The 16129-nt window shown below is 71.6% G+C and carries 17 protein-coding genes; 10 read left to right on the top strand and 7 right to left on the bottom strand.

The window, feature by feature from the left end; genetic code table 11:
* From ABZ948_RS32370 to ABZ948_RS32355, 4 genes are all read left to right on the top strand, one after another.
* Positions 1-606, top strand: a 606-nt coding sequence (locus tag ABZ948_RS32370) for a zinc-binding dehydrogenase (protein WP_359765547.1), incomplete at its 5' end; no start/stop codon positions are given.
* The gene (locus ABZ948_RS32365) at positions 606-1235 is read left to right on the top strand and encodes an MBL fold metallo-hydrolase (protein ID WP_359765545.1); all 630 of its coding nucleotides are present in this window, start codon (positions 606-608) and stop codon (positions 1233-1235) included. The genes ABZ948_RS32370 and ABZ948_RS32365, both read left to right, overlap by 1 nt.
* Before the next feature lie 113 nt (positions 1236-1348).
* Complete coding sequence (locus ABZ948_RS32360; protein ID WP_359765543.1) at positions 1349-2263, top strand: SDR family oxidoreductase; 915 nt, start codon at positions 1349-1351, stop codon at positions 2261-2263.
* Positions 2264-2446: 183 nt separating this feature from the next.
* A complete protein-coding gene (locus ABZ948_RS32355) occupies positions 2447-3142 on the top strand; it encodes a L,D-transpeptidase family protein (RefSeq protein ID WP_359765541.1) in 696 nt (231 codons plus the stop codon).
* 27 nt (positions 3143-3169) lie between these two features.
* On the opposite strand, the gene ABZ948_RS32350 is transcribed toward ABZ948_RS32355, so the two are convergent.
* The 4 genes from ABZ948_RS32350 to ABZ948_RS32335 are packed head-to-tail and all read right to left on the bottom strand — an operon-like array spanning position 3170 to position 7645.
* Positions 3170-4369 carry a Gfo/Idh/MocA family protein gene (locus tag ABZ948_RS32350; protein WP_359765556.1) on the bottom strand — a complete coding sequence of 400 codons (1200 nt, stop codon included), beginning with the start codon at positions 4367-4369 and terminating at the stop codon, positions 3170-3172.
* 14 nt (positions 4370-4383) lie between these two features.
* Positions 4384-5727, bottom strand: a complete 1344-nt coding sequence (locus ABZ948_RS32345) for an ABC transporter substrate-binding protein (protein ID WP_359765539.1) — start codon at positions 5725-5727, stop codon at positions 4384-4386.
* A 10-nt stretch (positions 5728-5737) separates the two neighbouring features.
* Positions 5738-6661: a carbohydrate ABC transporter permease gene (locus tag ABZ948_RS32340; RefSeq protein WP_359765537.1), complete on the bottom strand. Its 924-nt coding sequence runs from the start codon at positions 6659-6661 to the stop codon at positions 5738-5740.
* Positions 6662-6679: 18 nt separating this feature from the next.
* On the bottom strand, positions 6680-7645 hold the full coding sequence (locus ABZ948_RS32335; RefSeq protein WP_359765535.1) for a carbohydrate ABC transporter permease: 966 nt from the start codon (positions 7643-7645) through the stop codon (positions 6680-6682).
* Between the two features lie 167 nt (positions 7646-7812).
* Between ABZ948_RS32335 and ABZ948_RS32330 the strand changes: the two genes are divergently transcribed.
* From ABZ948_RS32330 to ABZ948_RS32320, 3 genes are all read left to right on the top strand, one after another.
* Complete coding sequence (locus ABZ948_RS32330) at positions 7813-8973, top strand: ROK family protein (protein ID WP_359765533.1); 1161 nt, start codon at positions 7813-7815, stop codon at positions 8971-8973.
* A gap of 112 nt (positions 8974-9085) precedes the next feature.
* On the top strand, positions 9086-9250 hold the full coding sequence (locus ABZ948_RS32325; protein ID WP_359765558.1) for a hypothetical protein: 165 nt from the start codon (positions 9086-9088) through the stop codon (positions 9248-9250).
* A gap of 59 nt (positions 9251-9309) precedes the next feature.
* Positions 9310-10191, top strand: coding sequence for an EamA family transporter (locus ABZ948_RS32320; protein ID WP_359765531.1), 882 nt, complete (start codon positions 9310-9312; stop codon positions 10189-10191).
* Between the two features lie 32 nt (positions 10192-10223).
* Here ABZ948_RS32320 and ABZ948_RS32315 read toward each other — a convergent pair whose 3' ends face one another.
* Positions 10224-11576: a S1 family peptidase gene (locus ABZ948_RS32315; RefSeq protein ID WP_359765529.1), complete on the bottom strand. Its 1353-nt coding sequence runs from the start codon at positions 11574-11576 to the stop codon at positions 10224-10226.
* Positions 11577-11699: 123 nt separating this feature from the next.
* Positions 11700-12689 (bottom strand): hypothetical protein, encoded by a 990-nt coding sequence (locus ABZ948_RS32310; RefSeq protein ID WP_359765527.1) that lies wholly within the window; start codon positions 12687-12689, stop codon positions 11700-11702.
* Between the two features lie 24 nt (positions 12690-12713).
* On the opposite strand from ABZ948_RS32310, the gene ABZ948_RS32305 reads away from it, so the two are divergent.
* The 3 genes from ABZ948_RS32305 (at position 12714) to ABZ948_RS32295 (ending at position 15708) form a co-directional block, all read left to right on the top strand.
* Positions 12714-13892 carry a MalY/PatB family protein gene (locus tag ABZ948_RS32305; RefSeq protein WP_359765525.1) on the top strand — a complete coding sequence of 393 codons (1179 nt, stop codon included), beginning with the start codon at positions 12714-12716 and terminating at the stop codon, positions 13890-13892.
* A gap of 30 nt (positions 13893-13922) precedes the next feature.
* Complete coding sequence (locus ABZ948_RS32300) at positions 13923-14303, top strand: PPOX class F420-dependent oxidoreductase (protein WP_359765523.1); 381 nt, start codon at positions 13923-13925, stop codon at positions 14301-14303.
* 67 nt (positions 14304-14370) lie between these two features.
* Positions 14371-15708: a Gfo/Idh/MocA family protein gene (locus ABZ948_RS32295; RefSeq protein WP_359765521.1), complete on the top strand. Its 1338-nt coding sequence runs from the start codon at positions 14371-14373 to the stop codon at positions 15706-15708.
* A gap of 4 nt (positions 15709-15712) precedes the next feature.
* Here ABZ948_RS32295 and ABZ948_RS32290 read toward each other — a convergent pair whose 3' ends face one another.
* Positions 15713-16126, bottom strand: coding sequence for a Zn-ribbon domain-containing OB-fold protein (locus ABZ948_RS32290; protein ID WP_031120415.1), 414 nt, complete (start codon positions 16124-16126; stop codon positions 15713-15715).
* Positions 16127-16129: the final 3 nt, after the last annotated feature.

The raw sequence follows: 16129 nt of genomic DNA, 5'->3' as shown, positions 1-16129 counted from the left end.
GGCTGCGGCGTGATGGCGGGCATCGGCGCCGCCATCAACACCGGGAACGTCGGCCGGGGCGACACGGTCGCGGTCATCGGCTGCGGCGGCGTCGGCGACGCGGCCATCGCCGGGTCCCGCCTGGCCGGAGCGGCGCGGATCATCGCCGTCGACATCGACGACCGCAAGCTGGAGACCGCCCGCTCCATGGGCGCCACGCACACCGTCAACTCGCGCGAGACCGACCCCGTCGAGGCGATCCGCGAGCTGACCGGAGGCTTCGGCGCCGACGTCGTCATCGAGGCCGTCGGCCGCCCGGAGACGTACAAGCAGGCCTTCTACGCCCGCGACCTCGCCGGCACCGTCGTCCTGGTCGGCGTCCCCACGCCCGAGATGAAACTGGAGCTGCCGCTGCTGGACGTCTTCGGCCGCGGCGGCGCCCTCAAGTCCTCCTGGTACGGCGACTGCCTGCCCTCCAGGGACTTCCCCATGCTGATCGACCTGCACCTGCAAGGACGCCTGGACCTGGGGGCGTTCGTCACCGAGACCATCCAACTGGACGAGGTGGAGAAGGCGTTCGAGCGGATGCACCACGGCGACGTGCTGCGCTCGGTGGTGGTGCTGTGATGACCGCCCGCGTCGAACACCTCGTCACGTCCGGTCAGTTCAGCCTCGACGGCGGCACCTGGGACGTCGACAACAACGTGTGGATCGTCGGCGACGACACCGAGGCGATCGTCATCGACGCCGCCCACGACGCCGACGCCATCGCCGAGGCCGTCGGGGATCGCCGGCTCACCGCCATCGTCTGCACGCACGCCCACAACGACCACATCGACGCCGCCCCCGCCCTCGCCGAGCGCACCGGCGCCACCATCTGGCTGCACCGCGACGACCTGCCGCTGTGGAAGCAGACCCACCCCGACCGCGAACCCGATGCCTGGCTGGTCGACGGCCAGGTCATCGAGGCCGGCGGCGCCGACCTCAGGGTCATCCACACCCCGGGGCACGCGCCGGGCGCGGTGTGCCTGTACGACCCGGGTCTCGGCACCGTCTTCACCGGCGACACGCTCTTCCAGGGCGGCCCCGGCGCCACCGGCCGGTCCTTCTCGCACTTCCCGACGATCATCGACTCGATCCGAGACCGGCTCCTCACCCTGCCGCCCGGGACGACGGTCCGCACCGGCCACGGCGACTCCACGACCATCGGCGCCGAGGCGCCGCACCTGCAGGAGTGGATCGCCCGGGGCCACTGACGGAGCCTGCCACCCGGGAGCGGGGCGTGTCTCCCGGAAAAGGCGACAGAAGATGTCCGGCTTACCCGCCACCCTGGAACGCGACACGCAGTCGAGGGCACGGGAGGCCGGACATGTCAGCTCCGCTCAAGGGCAAGGTCGCACTGGTCGCCGGGGCGACCCGGGGCGCCGGACGGGGCATCGCCGTCGAACTGGGCGCGGCCGGCGCCACGGTCTACGTCACCGGCCGCACCACCCGCGAACGCCGCTCGGAGTACAACCGTCCGGAGACCATCGAGGACACCGCCGACCTGGTCACCGAGGCCGGCGGCCGCGGCATCGCGGTCCCCGCCGACCACCTCGACCCGGCGCAGGTCCGCGCCCTGGTGGACCGCATCGCGGACGAACAGGGCCGTCTCGACGTCCTCGTCAACGACATCTGGGGCGGCGAGATGCTCGTCGAGTGGGACACCCCGCTCTGGGAGCACGACCTCGACAAGGGGCTGCGCCTGCTCCGCCTCGCGGTCGAGACCCACGCCATCACCAGCCACCACGCCCTGCCCCTGCTGCTGCGCCACCCCGGCGGCCTGGTCGTCGAGGTCACCGACGGCACCGCCGACTACAACGGCGACCGCTACCGCGACAGCTTCTTCTACGACCTCGCCAAGGCGTCCGTGCTGCGCATGGCCTTCGCCCTGGGCCACGAGCTCGGCCCGCGCGGCGCCACCGCCCTCGCGCTCACGCCGGGCTGGCTGCGCTCGGAGATCATGCTCGACACCTACGGAGTGCGGGAGGAGAACTGGCGTGACGCGCTGGAGCGCGTTCCCCACTTCGCGATCTCGGAGACGCCGCGCTACGTGGGCCGGGCCGTGGTCGCGCTCGCCGCCGACCCGGACGTGGCGCGCTGGAACGGCCGGTCCCTCTCCAGCGGCGGCCTCGCCCCGGTGTACGGCTTCACCGACCTCGACGGCAGCCGGCCGGACGCCTGGCGCTACCTGGTCGAGGTCCAGGACGCGGGCAAGCCGGCCGACACCGCCGGCTACCGCTGAGCCCCGCCGGCAGGCCCTCCGGCCCCGGTCGCTGCGGCGCTGTCCGGATCATGACGACGCGGTGAGGTATGTCACCGTTCCGTCCCGGCGCGCGGACCCGCACAACCGATTCCGCCGCCCGCCCGTCTAGCTGGCAGGGATCGTACTTCAGTGACCGTTTACCGCGAAGGGGCATGACAAGCCATGGGGGACGTACGCAGACGGGGCGCCGTCGCACTCGGGCTCACCGCACTGGTGGCACCGCTCACGCTCGCGCTCGGCGCCACGCCGGCCGCGGCCGCGAGCTGCACCACGCAGACCGGCCCGTACCAGAAGCAGGTGGAGAAATTCCTCGGCCGTCCGGTCGACGGAAAGCAGTCCGCCGCGGACTGCAAGGCCATCAAGGCCTTCCAGACCAAGCACGGCATCACCCCGAACATCGGCTACGCCGGTTCCGTCACCTGGGGCGTGATGGACCTGATGCTGAAGCAGAAGGCCGTCGGGTCGAACCCCAACAAGGACGGCAAGTGCCCGGTGAACAAGGGCCGGATCGCCTGCGTGAACCTGACGCTCCAGCTGAGCTGGATCCAGGACGGCAAGAAGCTCGTCTACGGCCCCGTCCCGGTCCGCACGGGCCGTGACGGGGACGAGACCCGCACCGGCCTGAAGAAGATCTACTGGCGCAACATCGACCACGTCTCGTCCATCTACGACGTGCCGATGCCCTACGCCCAGTTCTTCGACGGCGGTCAGGCCTTCCACCAGGCGAGCGTCAGCATGTGGAATCCGCCGGGCTCGCGCGGTTGCGTCAACATGACCAAGACCGACGCCAAGAAGTACTGGTCGCTGCTGAAGAAGGGCGACGACGTCTTCGTGTACGGCCGCAAGCCGGGCACCTGATACGGGCACCCGGCTCGCGTCCGGCCCCTACTGCGGAGCGTCCCCGAAGTCCGGGATCTCCAGCCGCACACCGCCCTGCCGCGCCGACTCGTGCGCGATGATGCCCGGCAGGGTGTAGCGGGCGGCCACCCAGGCGTTCACCGACGGCAGGGTCCGCTGGTTGACGGCGGTCACGAAGTCGTCCACCAGGAAGTGGTGGCTGCCCTCGTGGCCGTTGTGGAGGTGGTCGAACTCCCTCGGCAGCCGCGCGCGGTCGTGCACGGGAGCCGACCCGGAGGTGAAGGCGGCCCGCAGCTCCGGCGCGATGTGCTGGAGCGACGGATCGTCGGGGGACATGGTGGGCTTGGGCTCCAGCAGTTCGCTGATGTCCTTCACACCCTTCTTGTCCTGCCACAGGGCGACCGTGGCGAGCTGCTCCATGCTCGCCTCGGTGCCGAAGAAGCGGAACCGCGACTCCCGTATGTGCGACGGGTAGCCGACGCGCCGGAACTCGTTCGTGCGGAACGAGCCGCCGCCCGCCACCTCGAACAGCGCGGTGGCGTTGGAGAAGTCGTTGCCGAACTGGCTGACCTCCTTGTCGAAGACGCCGTCGCCCCGGTCGTCGACGACCCCGATCGCCGAGACGCTGACCGCGTGCGTCCGCCAGGCGCCCAGCACCCCGCCGACCGCGTGCGTCGGGTACAGCAGCGGGGGATAGCTGGCCGTCGCCTTCCAGTTCTCGCCGCCGCTGTACTGGTACGCCTCGTAGAACCCGAGGTCCATGTCGTGGACGTAGTCGCCCTCGGCGTAGAAGAGCCGGCCGAAGGCGCCCTCGGCGATCTGGTTGCGGGCGTGCACGGTGGCCGGGTTGTACTCGCTGGTCTCGCCCATCATGTAGGTCAGCCCGGTGGCCTTGACCGCGTCGATGATCGCCGCGATCTCCTCGGTGCTGATCGCCATGGGGACGGCCGAGTACACGTGCTTGCCGGCGTTGAGCCCCTGGAGCACCAGCGGCCCGTGCGTCCACCGCTGGGTGAAGATCGCGACCGCGTCGACGTCCTCCGACTCCAGCATGGCCTGGTACGAGGGGAAGGTGCCCGCCAGCCCCTGGGCGGCGGCGAGTTGCCCGGCCCGCTCGGGCAGCAGGTCGGTGACGTAGACGTCGCCGACGCCGGGGTGGGCCTGGAACAGGGTGGCGAACTGGCCCGAGAACTGTCCGGCGCCGACGATGCCGAGGGAGAACGTCATGGAACGCGTGCCCTTCACTGGGAGAGGATGAGGTTGATCTGGTCGTTGGTCTGATCGAGGCTGCTCACGGGCTTGCCGTTGCCGTAGATGTCCTCCATGGCGGGGGACATGAGCGCGGTCATGTCCGCCGAGTAGCTGGCGATCGGGTAGGAGAAGGTCCGGAAGTTCTTCTTGTCGGCCACGGGCTCGGTGAACGACGAGACGTCGATGCCCTTCTTGCGGTAGGCGGCGACCGCCGCCTCGGTCCCCGCCTTGGTGGCGGGGAAGACGACGCCGTAGCCTCCGACGACCTTCTGGCACTTGTCGGACGCCAGGTACGCCACCCACTTCTTGGCGCCGGCCTTGTTCTTGGAGGCCTTGGTGACGGAGTCGGCGAGGCCGTTCATCATGGTGGCGCGCTTGCCGGTGGGGCCGACCGGCGTCAGGGCCGTCTTGATGTCCTTGCCCTTGAAGCCGGCGTAGGTGGAGATCATCCAGGCCCCGTCGAAGGCGGTGGCGGCCTTGCCCGCCGCGACCTGGGTGTTGGCCTGGTTGGACTGCACGTTGTAGTCGGACAGCGGAGGCATGTAGCCCTTCTTCGCCAGCCCGAAGTACCACTGGATGACCGACTGGAAGGTCTTGCTGTCGTACTGGTACTTGGTGCCCCAGCGCGGCTTGTCGAGGTAGCTCCAGCCGGCGGAGGCGGCGAAGTTGCTCCACTGCGTCTGGCCGTCGCCGAAACCGCCGCCGTTGGTGGCCAGGCCGTAGACCTTGACGTTGTTCCTGTCGAAGCCCGGCTCGTCGCCCCGCTTGCCGTTCCTGTCGATCGTGAGGTGGGCGATGGCCTTCTCGAAGGTGCCGCCGTCCTTCGGGTTCCAGGACAGGTCGTTCAGCTGCTCGGCGGTGAGGCCGGCGTCCTTCGTCATCTTGGAGTTGTAGAACAGCGCGACCGTGTCCCAGTCCTTGGGGGCGCCGTAGCGGTGGCCGTCCTTGCCGATCCAGTTGGCGGCGAGGCCCGGCTGGTAGTCGGAGTCCTTGATCCCGAGGTCGTCGAGCGGCTCCAGGACCTTCAGGTCGGCGAACTGGCCGAAGTTCTGGATGTGGTCGGTGAACACGTCCGGCTGGGTGCCCGCGATGAACCCGGCGGTGAGCTTGGTCCAGTAGTCGGACCAGCCCAGTTGGGTGATCCGCACCTTCAGCCCGGGGTTCTCCTTCTCGAACCCCTTCGCGCAGGCCTGGTAGGCGGGCAGCTGGTTGGCGTCCCACAGCCAGTAGGTGACCGTGTTCGCGGAAGAACCGGTGGCGCCGCCTTGCGCGCATCCGCTGACCAGGGACAGCGCCAGCGCTCCGGTCGCCGCGACGAGCGTACGAATTCGCATCACAGTCCCCTTACTTGATCCCGGTGAAGCCGATGGAGCTGACGATGCGCCGGGCGAAGCAGGCGAACAGCACCAGCATCGGCAGTGCGGCGATGAGCGTGGCGGCCATGAGCCCGGACCAGTCGACGCCGGTCGCCGGGGTCTGCGCCCGGAAGATCGCCAGCGCCACGGTCAGCACGCGGGAGCTGTCGCTGTAGGAGACCATCAGCGGCCAGAAGTAGTCGTTCCAGGAGGTGATGTACGTCAGCACGCCCAGCGTGACGATCGGCGTGGACGCCATCGGCAGCACCACCCGGAAGAAGATCTTGATCTTCCCGGCGCCGTCGAGCAGCGCGGCCTCCTCCACCTCCTTGGGGATGTTCATGAAGAACTGGCGCAGGAAGAACACCGCGAACGGGGTCATGAACATGGTGGGCAGCGCGATGCCGAGGAGCGTGTCCACCAGGTGGAGCTGCTTGATCAGCACGAAGTTCGGCAGCAGCGTGAAGATGGCCGGCACCATCATCCCGGCCAGGAACAGCCCGAAGACCTTGTCCCGCCCGCGCCACCGCAGCCGCGAGAAGGCGTACGCGGCCATCGCCGAGAAGAAGATCTGGCAGACGGTGATCAGGGTCGAGACGACGACCGAGTTGAGCAGGTAGCGCCAGAAGTCCAGGCCGCCGCCCGCGCCGCCCTGCGCGATCGCGTCCTCGGCGGACTGCAGGCCGAGGGCCCGCTCGAAACCGCTGGTGGTGAGGTCCACCGGCAGTGGGTTGGTGGGGTCGGCGCTGAGGCCCGCGTTGGTGGAGAGCGCGGTGCGCAGGATCCAGTAGAACGGCAGCAGGGTGATGAGGACGATCAGCCCCATCACGGTCCAGGCGACGGCCCGCCCGAAGGGGAACCCGCGCCGGGCCGGTCGCACACGCGTCGGCGTCGTTGTCGTCACGGCGGTCATGGCGGTGTCTCCCTTCCGTCAGCCGAGGTCGGTCCGGCCGGCCCGGGTGAGCCGGTACTGGAGGATGGTGATCGCGCTCAGCACGACCAGGAGGGCGACGGACATGGCCGAGGCGTAGCCGAACTGGAAGCGCCCGAACGCCGAGCCGTAGATGTAGTACTGGAGGACGTTGGTCGCGTTCGCCGGACCGCCCGCGGTGGTCACGGCGACGGTGTCGAACACCTGGAACGAGCCGATCACCGTCATGATCAGCACGACCGCGAGGACCGGCCGCAGCAGCGGCATGGTGATCCGCCAGAACATCCGCCACTCGCTCGCGCCGTCCACCCGGGCCGCCTCGTACATGTCGTTCGGGATGGCCTGCAGGCCGGCGAAGAGCAGCAGGGCGGTGTAGCCGACGTGCCGCCACACGTTGATGAGCGCGATCGTCGGGATCGCCCAGGTCTCGTCGGCGAGGAACGGGATGCGGTCGACGCCGACGGCGCTGATGATCTCGTTGCCGATGCCGAGCTGCGTGTCGAGGATCCAGAGCCAGACCAGACCGGCCACCACGTTCGACATCAGGTACGGCGTGAGCACGATGCCGCGCAGCATCGCCGACTGCGTCAGCCGCTGGAGCAGCACCGCGATGGCGAGCGCCGCGACCGTCTGGACGCCGATGTTGATGACGACGTACTCGACGGTGACCCACAGCGAGTCCCAGAAGATGGGGTCGTTGACCATGCGGACGTAGTTGTCCAGGCCCACCCACTCGGCCGGAGTCAGCAGGTTGAAGCGGGTGAAGCTCAGGTAGACGCCCCGCAGCGTCGGCCAGAGCAGGAAGACCACGAAGCCGAGCAGGGCCGGCGCGATGAACACCGCGGCCAGCCGCCCGTCCCCTCGGTTCTCGCCCGCCTCGATCCGGCGTGTCCTGGGTTTGCTGCGTGCCTCCGCCGCGCCGCCCGAGGGCAGACGCGAGGGAGGGCTGCTGGAGGCGATGGTCACGGGAGACTCCCTCGCATCGGCGGCTCGTCCTCTGGCGGGACTTACTTTTGGCGCGAAACAATTGCGGCGTCAAGAGGGGTGCAAACATCTTTTCGCAGGAACCATCAGCGCCGTAGAGTGGTCATGTTGGTTTCAGTGCGAAAAAAAGGGTGAGGGGCGGAACGCAGATGACCGCAGGCACCGCCGGCTGGCTGCCGCTGAGCCCGGGGGAGCGCTCGGTGGCGATCGAGGTGCTCGCCAACGGGCCGCTGTCGCGCAGCGAACTCGCCCGCAGGCTGGGCCTGTCGCCCGGGAGCCTCACCCGCCTGACCAAGCCGCTGATCGAGTCGGGCCTGCTGGTCGAGGTGGCCGAGGCGGGCGTACCGGCGGAGGCGCGCCAGGGCCGGCCGTCGCAGCCGCTGGACGTCGTCGCCGACTCCGGCTATTTCCTCGGCTTCAAGATCACCGAGGACATGGTGTACGGCGTGGTCACCACGCTGCGCAGCCATGTCGTGGCCCGTCACGACCGCCCGCTCACCACCCACGATCCAGCGCGGGTCGCCGACGTGCTCGCCGCGATGACCGCCGAACTGGCCGCCGGCCATCCCCGGCTCGCGGGGATCGGCATCGGCGTCGGCGGTTTCGTCCAGGACCGTGCCGTGGTCGGCGAGTCGCCCTTCCTGCTGTGGCGGGACGTCCCCCTGGCCGAACTCGTCGAGGAACGCACCGGGTTGCCGGTGGTCGTCGAGAACGACGTCGCTGCCCTGGTCGACGCGGAGACCTGGTTCGGCGCCGGGCGCGGTCTGGACCGCTTCGTCGTGCTCACCATCGGCGCCGGCCTCGGCTACGGGCTCGTCCTGGGCGGCAAGCGGGTGCCCTTCGCGGAGGAGGACCGCGGGTTCGGCCGGCACTGGATCGTGGACCCCAACGGGCCGCTCACCCCCGACGGCCGGCGCGGCAGTGCCGTCTCGATGCTGACCATCCCCAACATCCGCTACCAGGTCCAGGCCGCCACCGGCGTCGACCGGACCTACGAGGAGATCCTCGCGCTGACCGCCGCCGGGGACCCGATGCCCGCCCGGGTCGTGGAGGAGGCCGCGCGCGCCCTGGGGACGCTCGTCGCCCAGATCTCCAACTTCGTGATGCCGCAGAAGATCCTGCTCGCGGGGGAGGGGGTCGGGCTGATGGACGTGGCCGGCAAGACGGTCGAGGAGACCGTCCGCGAGCACCGGCACCCGCTGGCCGCCCCGGTCGAGCTGGAGACCAAGGTGTCCGATTTTCACGATTGGGCACGCGGCGCGGCCGTGTTGGCCATCAAGGTGCTGGTGCTGGGGTCGGCCGAAGTGTGAACAGGCCCACGTTTACCGGGAGATGGACGTGATCAGCAACACTGTCCGAAATGACCGTTTAACTCACGATTACTCACGCCGTCTTCACCTGCGGCGACGTATGCTTCACACCATGTCCACCACTGTTGAATCCTCTTCCCAGCGCACGGCTGACGAGGTCAACGAGGAGATCCGGGCCCTGTGGCGCCGGTCGGGCGGGACACTGAGCGTCGAGCAGCGCGAGGAATACCAGCGGCTCGTCCTGGAGTGGGCCGCCGCGGTCCCGCAGTCGGCGTGAGTCCCCTCCCTCCGGTCCACTGACGCATCGGAGCCTCGTCCCGGGGCACCCCTGATCCAATGGGTGCCCTTCTCGCACTTTCCTCGGCCGTCGTCTACGGCATCGTCGACTTCGCCGGCGGCCTGCTGTCCCGGCGGGTTCACCACGCCGCCGTCACCTTCCTCGGCCAGCTGGGCGGCCTCCTGCTCGCCTGCGCCGCCGCACTCCTCCTGCCCGCCGACGCCGTCCACCGCACCGACCTGCTGTGGGGCGCGCTGTCCGGCGTCGGCAGCGGTGTCGCCATGCGGTTCCTCAACCGCGGGCTGAGCCGCGGCGCGATGAGCGTCGTGGTGCCCGTGAGCGCCGTCACCGGAGTCGCGCTGTCGGTGCTGTGCGGCGTGCTCGTCCTCGGCGACCGCCCCGGCGCCGTCGCCTGGCTCGGCATCGCCGTCACGGTGCCCGCGCTGTGGTTCGTCGCCGGAGGCCAGGGCCGTCGCCGCGGCCCGGGCGGAGCCGGAAGCCCGGGCGGAGCCGGGAGCCCGGACACCGGCACCGGGAAGGGCACGGCCGACGGGCTGCTCGCCAGCGTGGGCGTGGCCGTGCAGTACCTCGCCCTCGGCCAGGCCGACCCCGCAAGCGGGCTGTGGCCCGTCGCGGCGGGCCGGGTCGCCGCGGTCCTCGTCCTGCTGCCGGACGCCGCCCGCCACGCCCGCCGGCTGATGCTGCCGCCGCTCCGCTGCCTCCAGGCCGTCCTCATCGGGGCCGGGGCGGCCCTCGGTCTGGTCCTGTATCTGCTCGCCGCCCAGCAGCAGTTGCTGGCCGTGGCCGTCGTCCTCGCCTCCCTCTACCCGGCCCTGCCCGTCGTCCTCGGCCTCGCCCTCCTGCGCGAGCGCGTCAGCCGCCGCCAGATCCTGGGGCTGCTGGGAGCGGGAGTCGCCACGGTGCTGCTCACCCTGGGCTGACCGGGACACCCCTCGGCGTGCGGGCACCGGCGTCATCCCCAGGTGGCCGAGTAGTACTGCCGGTACGCCTTGCGGTCCTGCTCGGCGCGGATCCACCGGGTCGCCACCAGCGCCACCAGACTGCCCGCGATGACCAGCAGGCCGGGACCGACGTTGCGCGGATCGGCGAGCCGGGTCAGCAGGCCCGACACGTCCTCGCCCGTCACCGGCGCCGACGAGCCGGGTGAGGCGGCGGCACCCTGCGGGGCCGACGGCGCGGGCGCGGCACCGGTGCCGCCCCCGGCCTGCTTGGCCACGATCAGCTTGACGTCCAGCTCGGCCAGCGCCTTCGTCACCGGCTGGAAGAACGTCGTACCCCCCTGGGCACAGTCCCCGCTGCCGCCCGACGTCAGGCCGAGCGCGATGCCGTCGGCGAACATCGGGCCGCCGCTGTCGCCCGGTTCCGCGCACACGTTCGTCTCGATCAGCCCGGTGACCGTGCCCTCGGGGTAGTTGACCGTGGCGTTCAGCGCGGTCACCTCCCCCTGGCGCAGCCCGCTGGTGCTGCCGCTGCGGAAGATCCGCTGCCCGACCTCCGGATCGGCGACGCCCGTGATCCGCACGCCCTTGCCGTCCCCGACGGCCACGACGTCCGCGCCCTCGCCCGCGCGGCCGCTGTCGTACTTCACCAGGGAGTAGTCGTCGCCGGGGAAGCTTCCCCTGAGCGAAGTGCCGACCTGGTCCCGGCCCCGGTCGTCGGAGAACCAGACGGAACCATCGGGTCCGCAGTGCCCGGCCGTGAGGATGAAGTCGCTCTTCCCGTCGGTCACGTTGAAGCCCGCCGAACAGCGCCCGGCCGTCGACAGGATCGGCTCCGCGCCGTTGATCCGCGTCGTGAACGTGCCCTCGGAGCGCTCCATGCGCACGAAGCCCCCGATGCCCTCCGCGACCTCGGTCAGCCGGGACCAGTCCGCGGCGGAGACGGTGCTGTCACCCCGTACGACCACCTGGTTGTTCCGGTAGTCGAGGGCCCACGCCGTGCCGGCCACTCTGGGTGCCGAACGCAGCGTCGCCGTCGCGGACTTGAGGTCGCTCATGCTGTGGCGGACCATCTTCGCCCGGGCCCCGGCGCGCTTCACCTCGGCGGCGGCCTTCTCGTCGGTGACCGCGACGACCGGCCGCCCGCCCGAGTCGACCCAGCTGCCCGCCGTGCGGGAGGTCCCGAGCCGGGACACCAGGTCGGTGCCCATGCCGGTCGCGGGCCGCGCGGAGTAGGGGACGCCGATGGAGGGGTCCGGGGGCTCGCTCGCCACGGCGCGTGTGACCATCGCTCCTCCGAGGAGGAGTCCGCCGACGGCCGCCAGCCGTGTCACTCGCCGGACGACCCGTCGTCGTGCGTGCCTCATGCATGGCTCCCGAACCAGAACATCACGGTGTGAACACCGCGGGGCCCTCCTTGAGTTGAGCGCCCCTCATCCATACGGGCCACAGCAGTGCCGCGTTCACCGCACGCGTGATCTTTCGAGCCGTCAGCCCGCCACCGGGGCGGCGAGCAGGGCCCCGCTGCGCACGTCGCCCCACACCGAGGCCGGATCGACGTAGGGCCGCAGCAGGAGGGTGAGCGCCGGGTCCCCGCGCCCGTTCAGCTCATCGGAGGCGATCTTGCGGGCGATCCCGGCGAGGAAGTCCGCCACCTGCACCCGCGCGTCCTCGCGCGCCACGACGAGCCGCAGCCCCACGAGGCCGGCCCCGGTCCGCCGGGCCGTCTCCTCGATCCACGCGATGCGGTCCGGGGTCAGCATGTTCTGCCGGTCGTGCACCAGCCGGACCGGCCGCCCGTCCGCGCTCCACAGCGCGGCCGTCCGGACGATCGCCGGGAGCAGCGGGTTGAGCACCGGGACCAGCGGCGGCCCGGCGAGGAACCCCGCCCGGTAGGAGACCGCCCGGGGCCGGGTCGCCGCGAGCCGCTCAAGGACCTCCGCGGCGTCCGAGCGCGGAGAATCCCGGCGCAGGGCGTCGACCGTGCCGTAGAAGGCGGCCACCGGGTCGCCGTCGTGGCGGACCCGCAGCAGGCGGTTGGCCGCCTCGAGGAAGGCCCGCCAGCCCTCCTCCCCGAAGGTGCGGCGTCCGGCCCGGAAGAGGGTGACGGCGGCTGCCGGATCGCCCAGCAGCAGGCCGACGGCCCGGTCCACCACGAAGAACGACTTCTCCATCAGGTGCACCCGCGCCCGCCCGTGGATCGGCCCGTCCGGCGTGAGCAGCCACTCCAGGACCGCCCGGTGCTTCTCCCGCAGCAGGTGGGTGGCCTTGTACTCCTCGGCCGGCGAGCGGATCCGGTCCCGGATCTCGGCCACGGCCGCCGCGGCCGCCGGCACGGGCAGCGACACACTGGCGTGCGCGAACACGTCCGTGTTCCCGCCGGTGAGGTTCTCGCCGTCCGAGCCCGACTCGTCGCAGGCGATCTCCGGGGCCGGGCCCGTGGCCGCCGCCCGCTCCCCGTCCTCAAGACTCCGGCTCACCGCACCGCCCCCTATCGTGTGCCCATGACCAGGATCCCGCACGAGACGTCCGGTGAACCGAATCCCCTGCAGATCCTCACCCTCGACCGCCTCCGGCGCCGTACCAGCATGAAGTGGCGCACCCACCCCGAGGACGTGCTGCCGCTGTGGGTGGCCGAGATGGACGTGCCGCTCGCCGAGCCCGTCGTACGCGCCGTCACCGACGCGCTGGAACTCGGCGACACCGGCTACCCCGCCGGCACCGCGTACGCGCGGGCCCTGGCCGCCTTCGCCGGGAAGCGGTGGGACTGGGACGGCCTCGCGGTCGAGCGCACCGCGATCGTGCCCGACGTCATGCAGGGCGTGGTCGAGATGCTCAAGCTGGTCACCGGGTACGGGGACGCGGTGGTCGTGAACTCGCCGGTGTACCCGCCGTTCTACCACTTCCTCGAGCACATGGACCGTCGGGTGGTGGAGGCCCCGCTCGGCGCGGACGGCCGCATCGACACCGGTGTCCTGGAGGAGACCTTCCGGCAGGTCGTCGCCGACGGGCGACGGGCCGCCCTCCTGCTGTGCAGCCCCCACAACCCGACCGGAACGGTGCACACGGCCGAGGAACTCTCCGCCGTCGCCGCGCTCGCCGAGCGGTACGGCGTGCGCGTCGTCGCCGACGAGATCCACGCGCCGCTGGTGCTCGGCGACGCGCGGTTCGTGCCGTACCTGAGCGTGCCGGGCGGCGAGCGCGGCCTGTCGCTGATGTCGGCCTCGAAGGCGTGGAACCTGGCCGGGCTCAAGGCCGCCCTCGCCCTCGCCGGACCCGGCGCCGCCGCCGACCTGGCCCGGATGCCCGAGGAGGTCGGGCACGGTCCCAGCCACGTCGGCGTCATCGCCCACACCGCCGCCCTGCGCGACGGCGTCCCCTGGCTGGACGCCCTGCTGGCCGGGCTCGACACCAACCGGCGGCTGCTCGCGGACCTGCTGGCCGAGCACCTGCCCGCCATCCGCTACCGGCCGGGCGACGCCACCTACCTCGCCTGGCTCGACTGCCGCGCCCTCGGCCTCGGCGACGACCCGGCGGACGTCTTCCTGCGCCGCGGCCGGGTCGCCCTCAACTCCGGCCTCCCCTTCGGCACCGGCGGCGCCGGGCACGTCCGCCTCAACCTGGCGGCCTCCTCCGAGGTGATCACGGAGGCGGTGCGGAGAATGGCGGCGGCGCTGGACTGAAGCCGGGCGGGCGCTCGTACACTGCCCGGCATGGACGACACGGCGCTGGACCGACTGGCCGCGGGCAAGTACCTGCTGATCACCAGCTACCGCGGGAACGGCACGCCGGTCGCCACCCCGGTCTGGGTGGTACGGGACGGCGACGCGCTCGGCGTCTGGACACCCGCCGACTCCTGGAAGGTGAAGCGGATCCGCAACCGCCCCGACGTCCTGGTCGGCCCCTGCGACCTGCGCGGCAACCCCACCGGTGACCAGGTGCCCGCGACCGCCGAGATCTGCGACCCGGCCACCACCGCCCGCTACCGCAGGCTGATCGCCCGCAAGTACGGCCTCACCGGCCGGCTCACGCTGCTCGGCAGCCGGCTGCGGCGGGGCGTGGACGGCACGGTGGGCCTGCGCGTCACGCTCTGACCGCGTTCCGGCAAGCGCTTTCGGCTCCGGGGAGTGGACGGCCCCTCCCCGGGAAAGGTCACCTGCCATGAGCCGAACTCCCGTCCTGCGCGCAGCCGTCGTCGGCACCGGCCACCGGGCCCAGCTCTTCACCCGCGGCCTCACCGAGCGCCCCGGCCACCTGGTGGCCGCGCTGTGCGACCCCAGCCCGACCCGGATGGCCTTCCACAACCGCCTGCTGGCCGAGGCCGGCGCACCGGCGGCCGCCGTGTGGGAGCCGGACCGCTTCGCCGACCTGCTGGCGAAGGAGGACATCGACGAGGTCGTCGTCACCACCGTCGACGCCGAGCACGACCGCTACATCGTCCCGGCCCTGCGCGCGGGCTGCCGGGTCGTCACGGAGAAGCCGATGACCGTCGACGCCGAGCGCTGCGCCCGCATCCTCGGCACCGTCCGCGAGACCGGCAACTCCCTGACCGTCGCCTTCAACTACCGCTTCAACCCGGTGCACGAGAAGGTCCGCGCCCTGCTCGCCGAGGGCGCGATCGGCGAGGTGCTGTCGGTGCACTTCGAGTGGCTGCTCGACGTACGGCACGGCGCCGACTACTTCCGCCGCTGGCACCGCGAGAAGCGGCACAGCGGCGGCCTGCTGGTGCACAAGTCCTCGCACCACTTCGACCTGGTCAACTGGTGGCTCGCCGACGAGCCCGAAGAGGCCTTCGGCTACGGGCGGCTCGGCTTCTACGGCCGCGAGGCGGGGGAGCGGCACGGACTGCGCCGGGACTACGACCGCGCCCACGGCGCCGACCGGGCCGCCGACGACCCCTTCGCCCTGGACCTCGCGGCCAACGACACGCTGCGCGCCCTCTACCTCGAAGCCGAGCGCGACGACGGCTACCTGCGCGACCGGAACGTCTTCGACGGGCCGGTCACCATCGAGGACGACATGTCCGTCCTCGTGCGCTACGCACGCGGCGCGACGATGACGTACCACCTGACCGCCTACTCCCCGTGGGAGGGCTACCGGGTGATGTTCAACGGCAGCGGGGGGCGGCTGGAGCTGGAGGTCGAGGAGAGCCGCTGGCAGCCGCCCCTGACCCGGGTCACCTCGGCCGCGGGCGCCCTGCACGGAGACACGGCGGCGGAACACGCGGGCGGCGCCCGCCTCACCCTGCGCCCGCTGTGGCGGCCGCCGGTGGACGTGCCGCTCGCGGTCGCCCACGAGGCCCACGGCGGCGGTGATCCGCGCATGCTCGACGCGCTGTTCGGCCCCGCCGACCCGGCCCGTGCGGCGGAACCCGCGGCGGCGACCCACCCGACGGCCACCGAGCGCGACGGAGCGCTGGCCCTGGCAGTGGGCCTGGCGGCCAACCGGAGCTTCGAGACCGGACGGCCCGTGCGCACCGGTGAGCTGATCCCGGGCTGAGGCGTCAGCTCCAGGCCCGGTACGGCTCGTCCAGCAGCTGGAAGACCGGCTCGCCCCGGACCGGGTCCTTGGCCGTGGACAGCCGCACCCGGTCCCCGCTGTGGATGCCGATGGGCGGGCCCATCACCCGGCCGCGCACGACGAAGCCCTCGGACATCTCGATCAGGGACACGTTGCGCGCCGCGGGCGTGTTGCGGTGCACCACCGTGGAGTGGCGCACCGTGCCTGTGCCCTCGGCGCGCTCCGTCCGCAGCTCGCTGCCCCGGCAGACCGGACAGAGCACCCGGTGGTACATGGCGGTGCCGCACCAGGTGCAGCGCTGGAAGAGGATGGCCTCCGAGTCCTGGCCCCTCGGGTCGAGGAGACCCGTCGCGGAGCCGGCTGCCTGCTGAGCGACGCTTCCTGAGTGGTGGTACACGCT

It is taken from the genome of Streptomyces olindensis (assembly GCF_040645895.1).
GTDB classification, from domain to species: Bacteria; Actinomycetota; Actinomycetes; order Streptomycetales; family Streptomycetaceae; genus Streptomyces; species Streptomyces olindensis.
Note: the sequence above shows the minus strand (reverse complement) of the source record. Positions and strands in the feature narration are given on the sequence as shown.

What these genes read in the sequence shown, in the direction of transcription:
- ABZ948_RS32345 (WP_359765539.1), bottom strand. Translation starts at nt 5,727, where the DNA reads ATGCGAATTCGTACGCTCGTCGCGGCGACCGGAGCGCTGGCGCTGTCC.
- ABZ948_RS32320 (WP_359765531.1), top strand. Translation starts at nt 9,310, where the DNA reads ATGGGTGCCCTTCTCGCACTTTCCTCGGCCGTCGTCTACGGCATCGTC.
- ABZ948_RS32350 (WP_359765556.1), bottom strand. Translation starts at nt 4,369, where the DNA reads ATGACGTTCTCCCTCGGCATCGTCGGCGCCGGACAGTTCTCGGGCCAG.
- ABZ948_RS32360 (WP_359765543.1), top strand. Translation starts at nt 1,349, where the DNA reads ATGTCAGCTCCGCTCAAGGGCAAGGTCGCACTGGTCGCCGGGGCGACC.
- ABZ948_RS32325 (WP_359765558.1), top strand. Translation starts at nt 9,086, where the DNA reads ATGTCCACCACTGTTGAATCCTCTTCCCAGCGCACGGCTGACGAGGTC.
- ABZ948_RS32365 (WP_359765545.1), top strand. Translation starts at nt 606, where the DNA reads ATGACCGCCCGCGTCGAACACCTCGTCACGTCCGGTCAGTTCAGCCTC.
- ABZ948_RS32305 (WP_359765525.1), top strand. Translation starts at nt 12,714, where the DNA reads ATGACCAGGATCCCGCACGAGACGTCCGGTGAACCGAATCCCCTGCAG.
- ABZ948_RS32340 (WP_359765537.1), bottom strand. Translation starts at nt 6,661, where the DNA reads ATGACCGCCGTGACGACAACGACGCCGACGCGTGTGCGACCGGCCCGG.
- ABZ948_RS32330 (WP_359765533.1), top strand. Translation starts at nt 7,813, where the DNA reads ATGACCGCAGGCACCGCCGGCTGGCTGCCGCTGAGCCCGGGGGAGCGC.
- ABZ948_RS32355 (WP_359765541.1), top strand. Translation starts at nt 2,447, where the DNA reads ATGGGGGACGTACGCAGACGGGGCGCCGTCGCACTCGGGCTCACCGCA.
- ABZ948_RS32315 (WP_359765529.1), bottom strand. Translation starts at nt 11,576, where the DNA reads ATGAGGCACGCACGACGACGGGTCGTCCGGCGAGTGACACGGCTGGCG.
- ABZ948_RS32300 (WP_359765523.1), top strand. Translation starts at nt 13,923, where the DNA reads ATGGACGACACGGCGCTGGACCGACTGGCCGCGGGCAAGTACCTGCTG.
- ABZ948_RS32295 (WP_359765521.1), top strand. Translation starts at nt 14,371, where the DNA reads ATGAGCCGAACTCCCGTCCTGCGCGCAGCCGTCGTCGGCACCGGCCAC.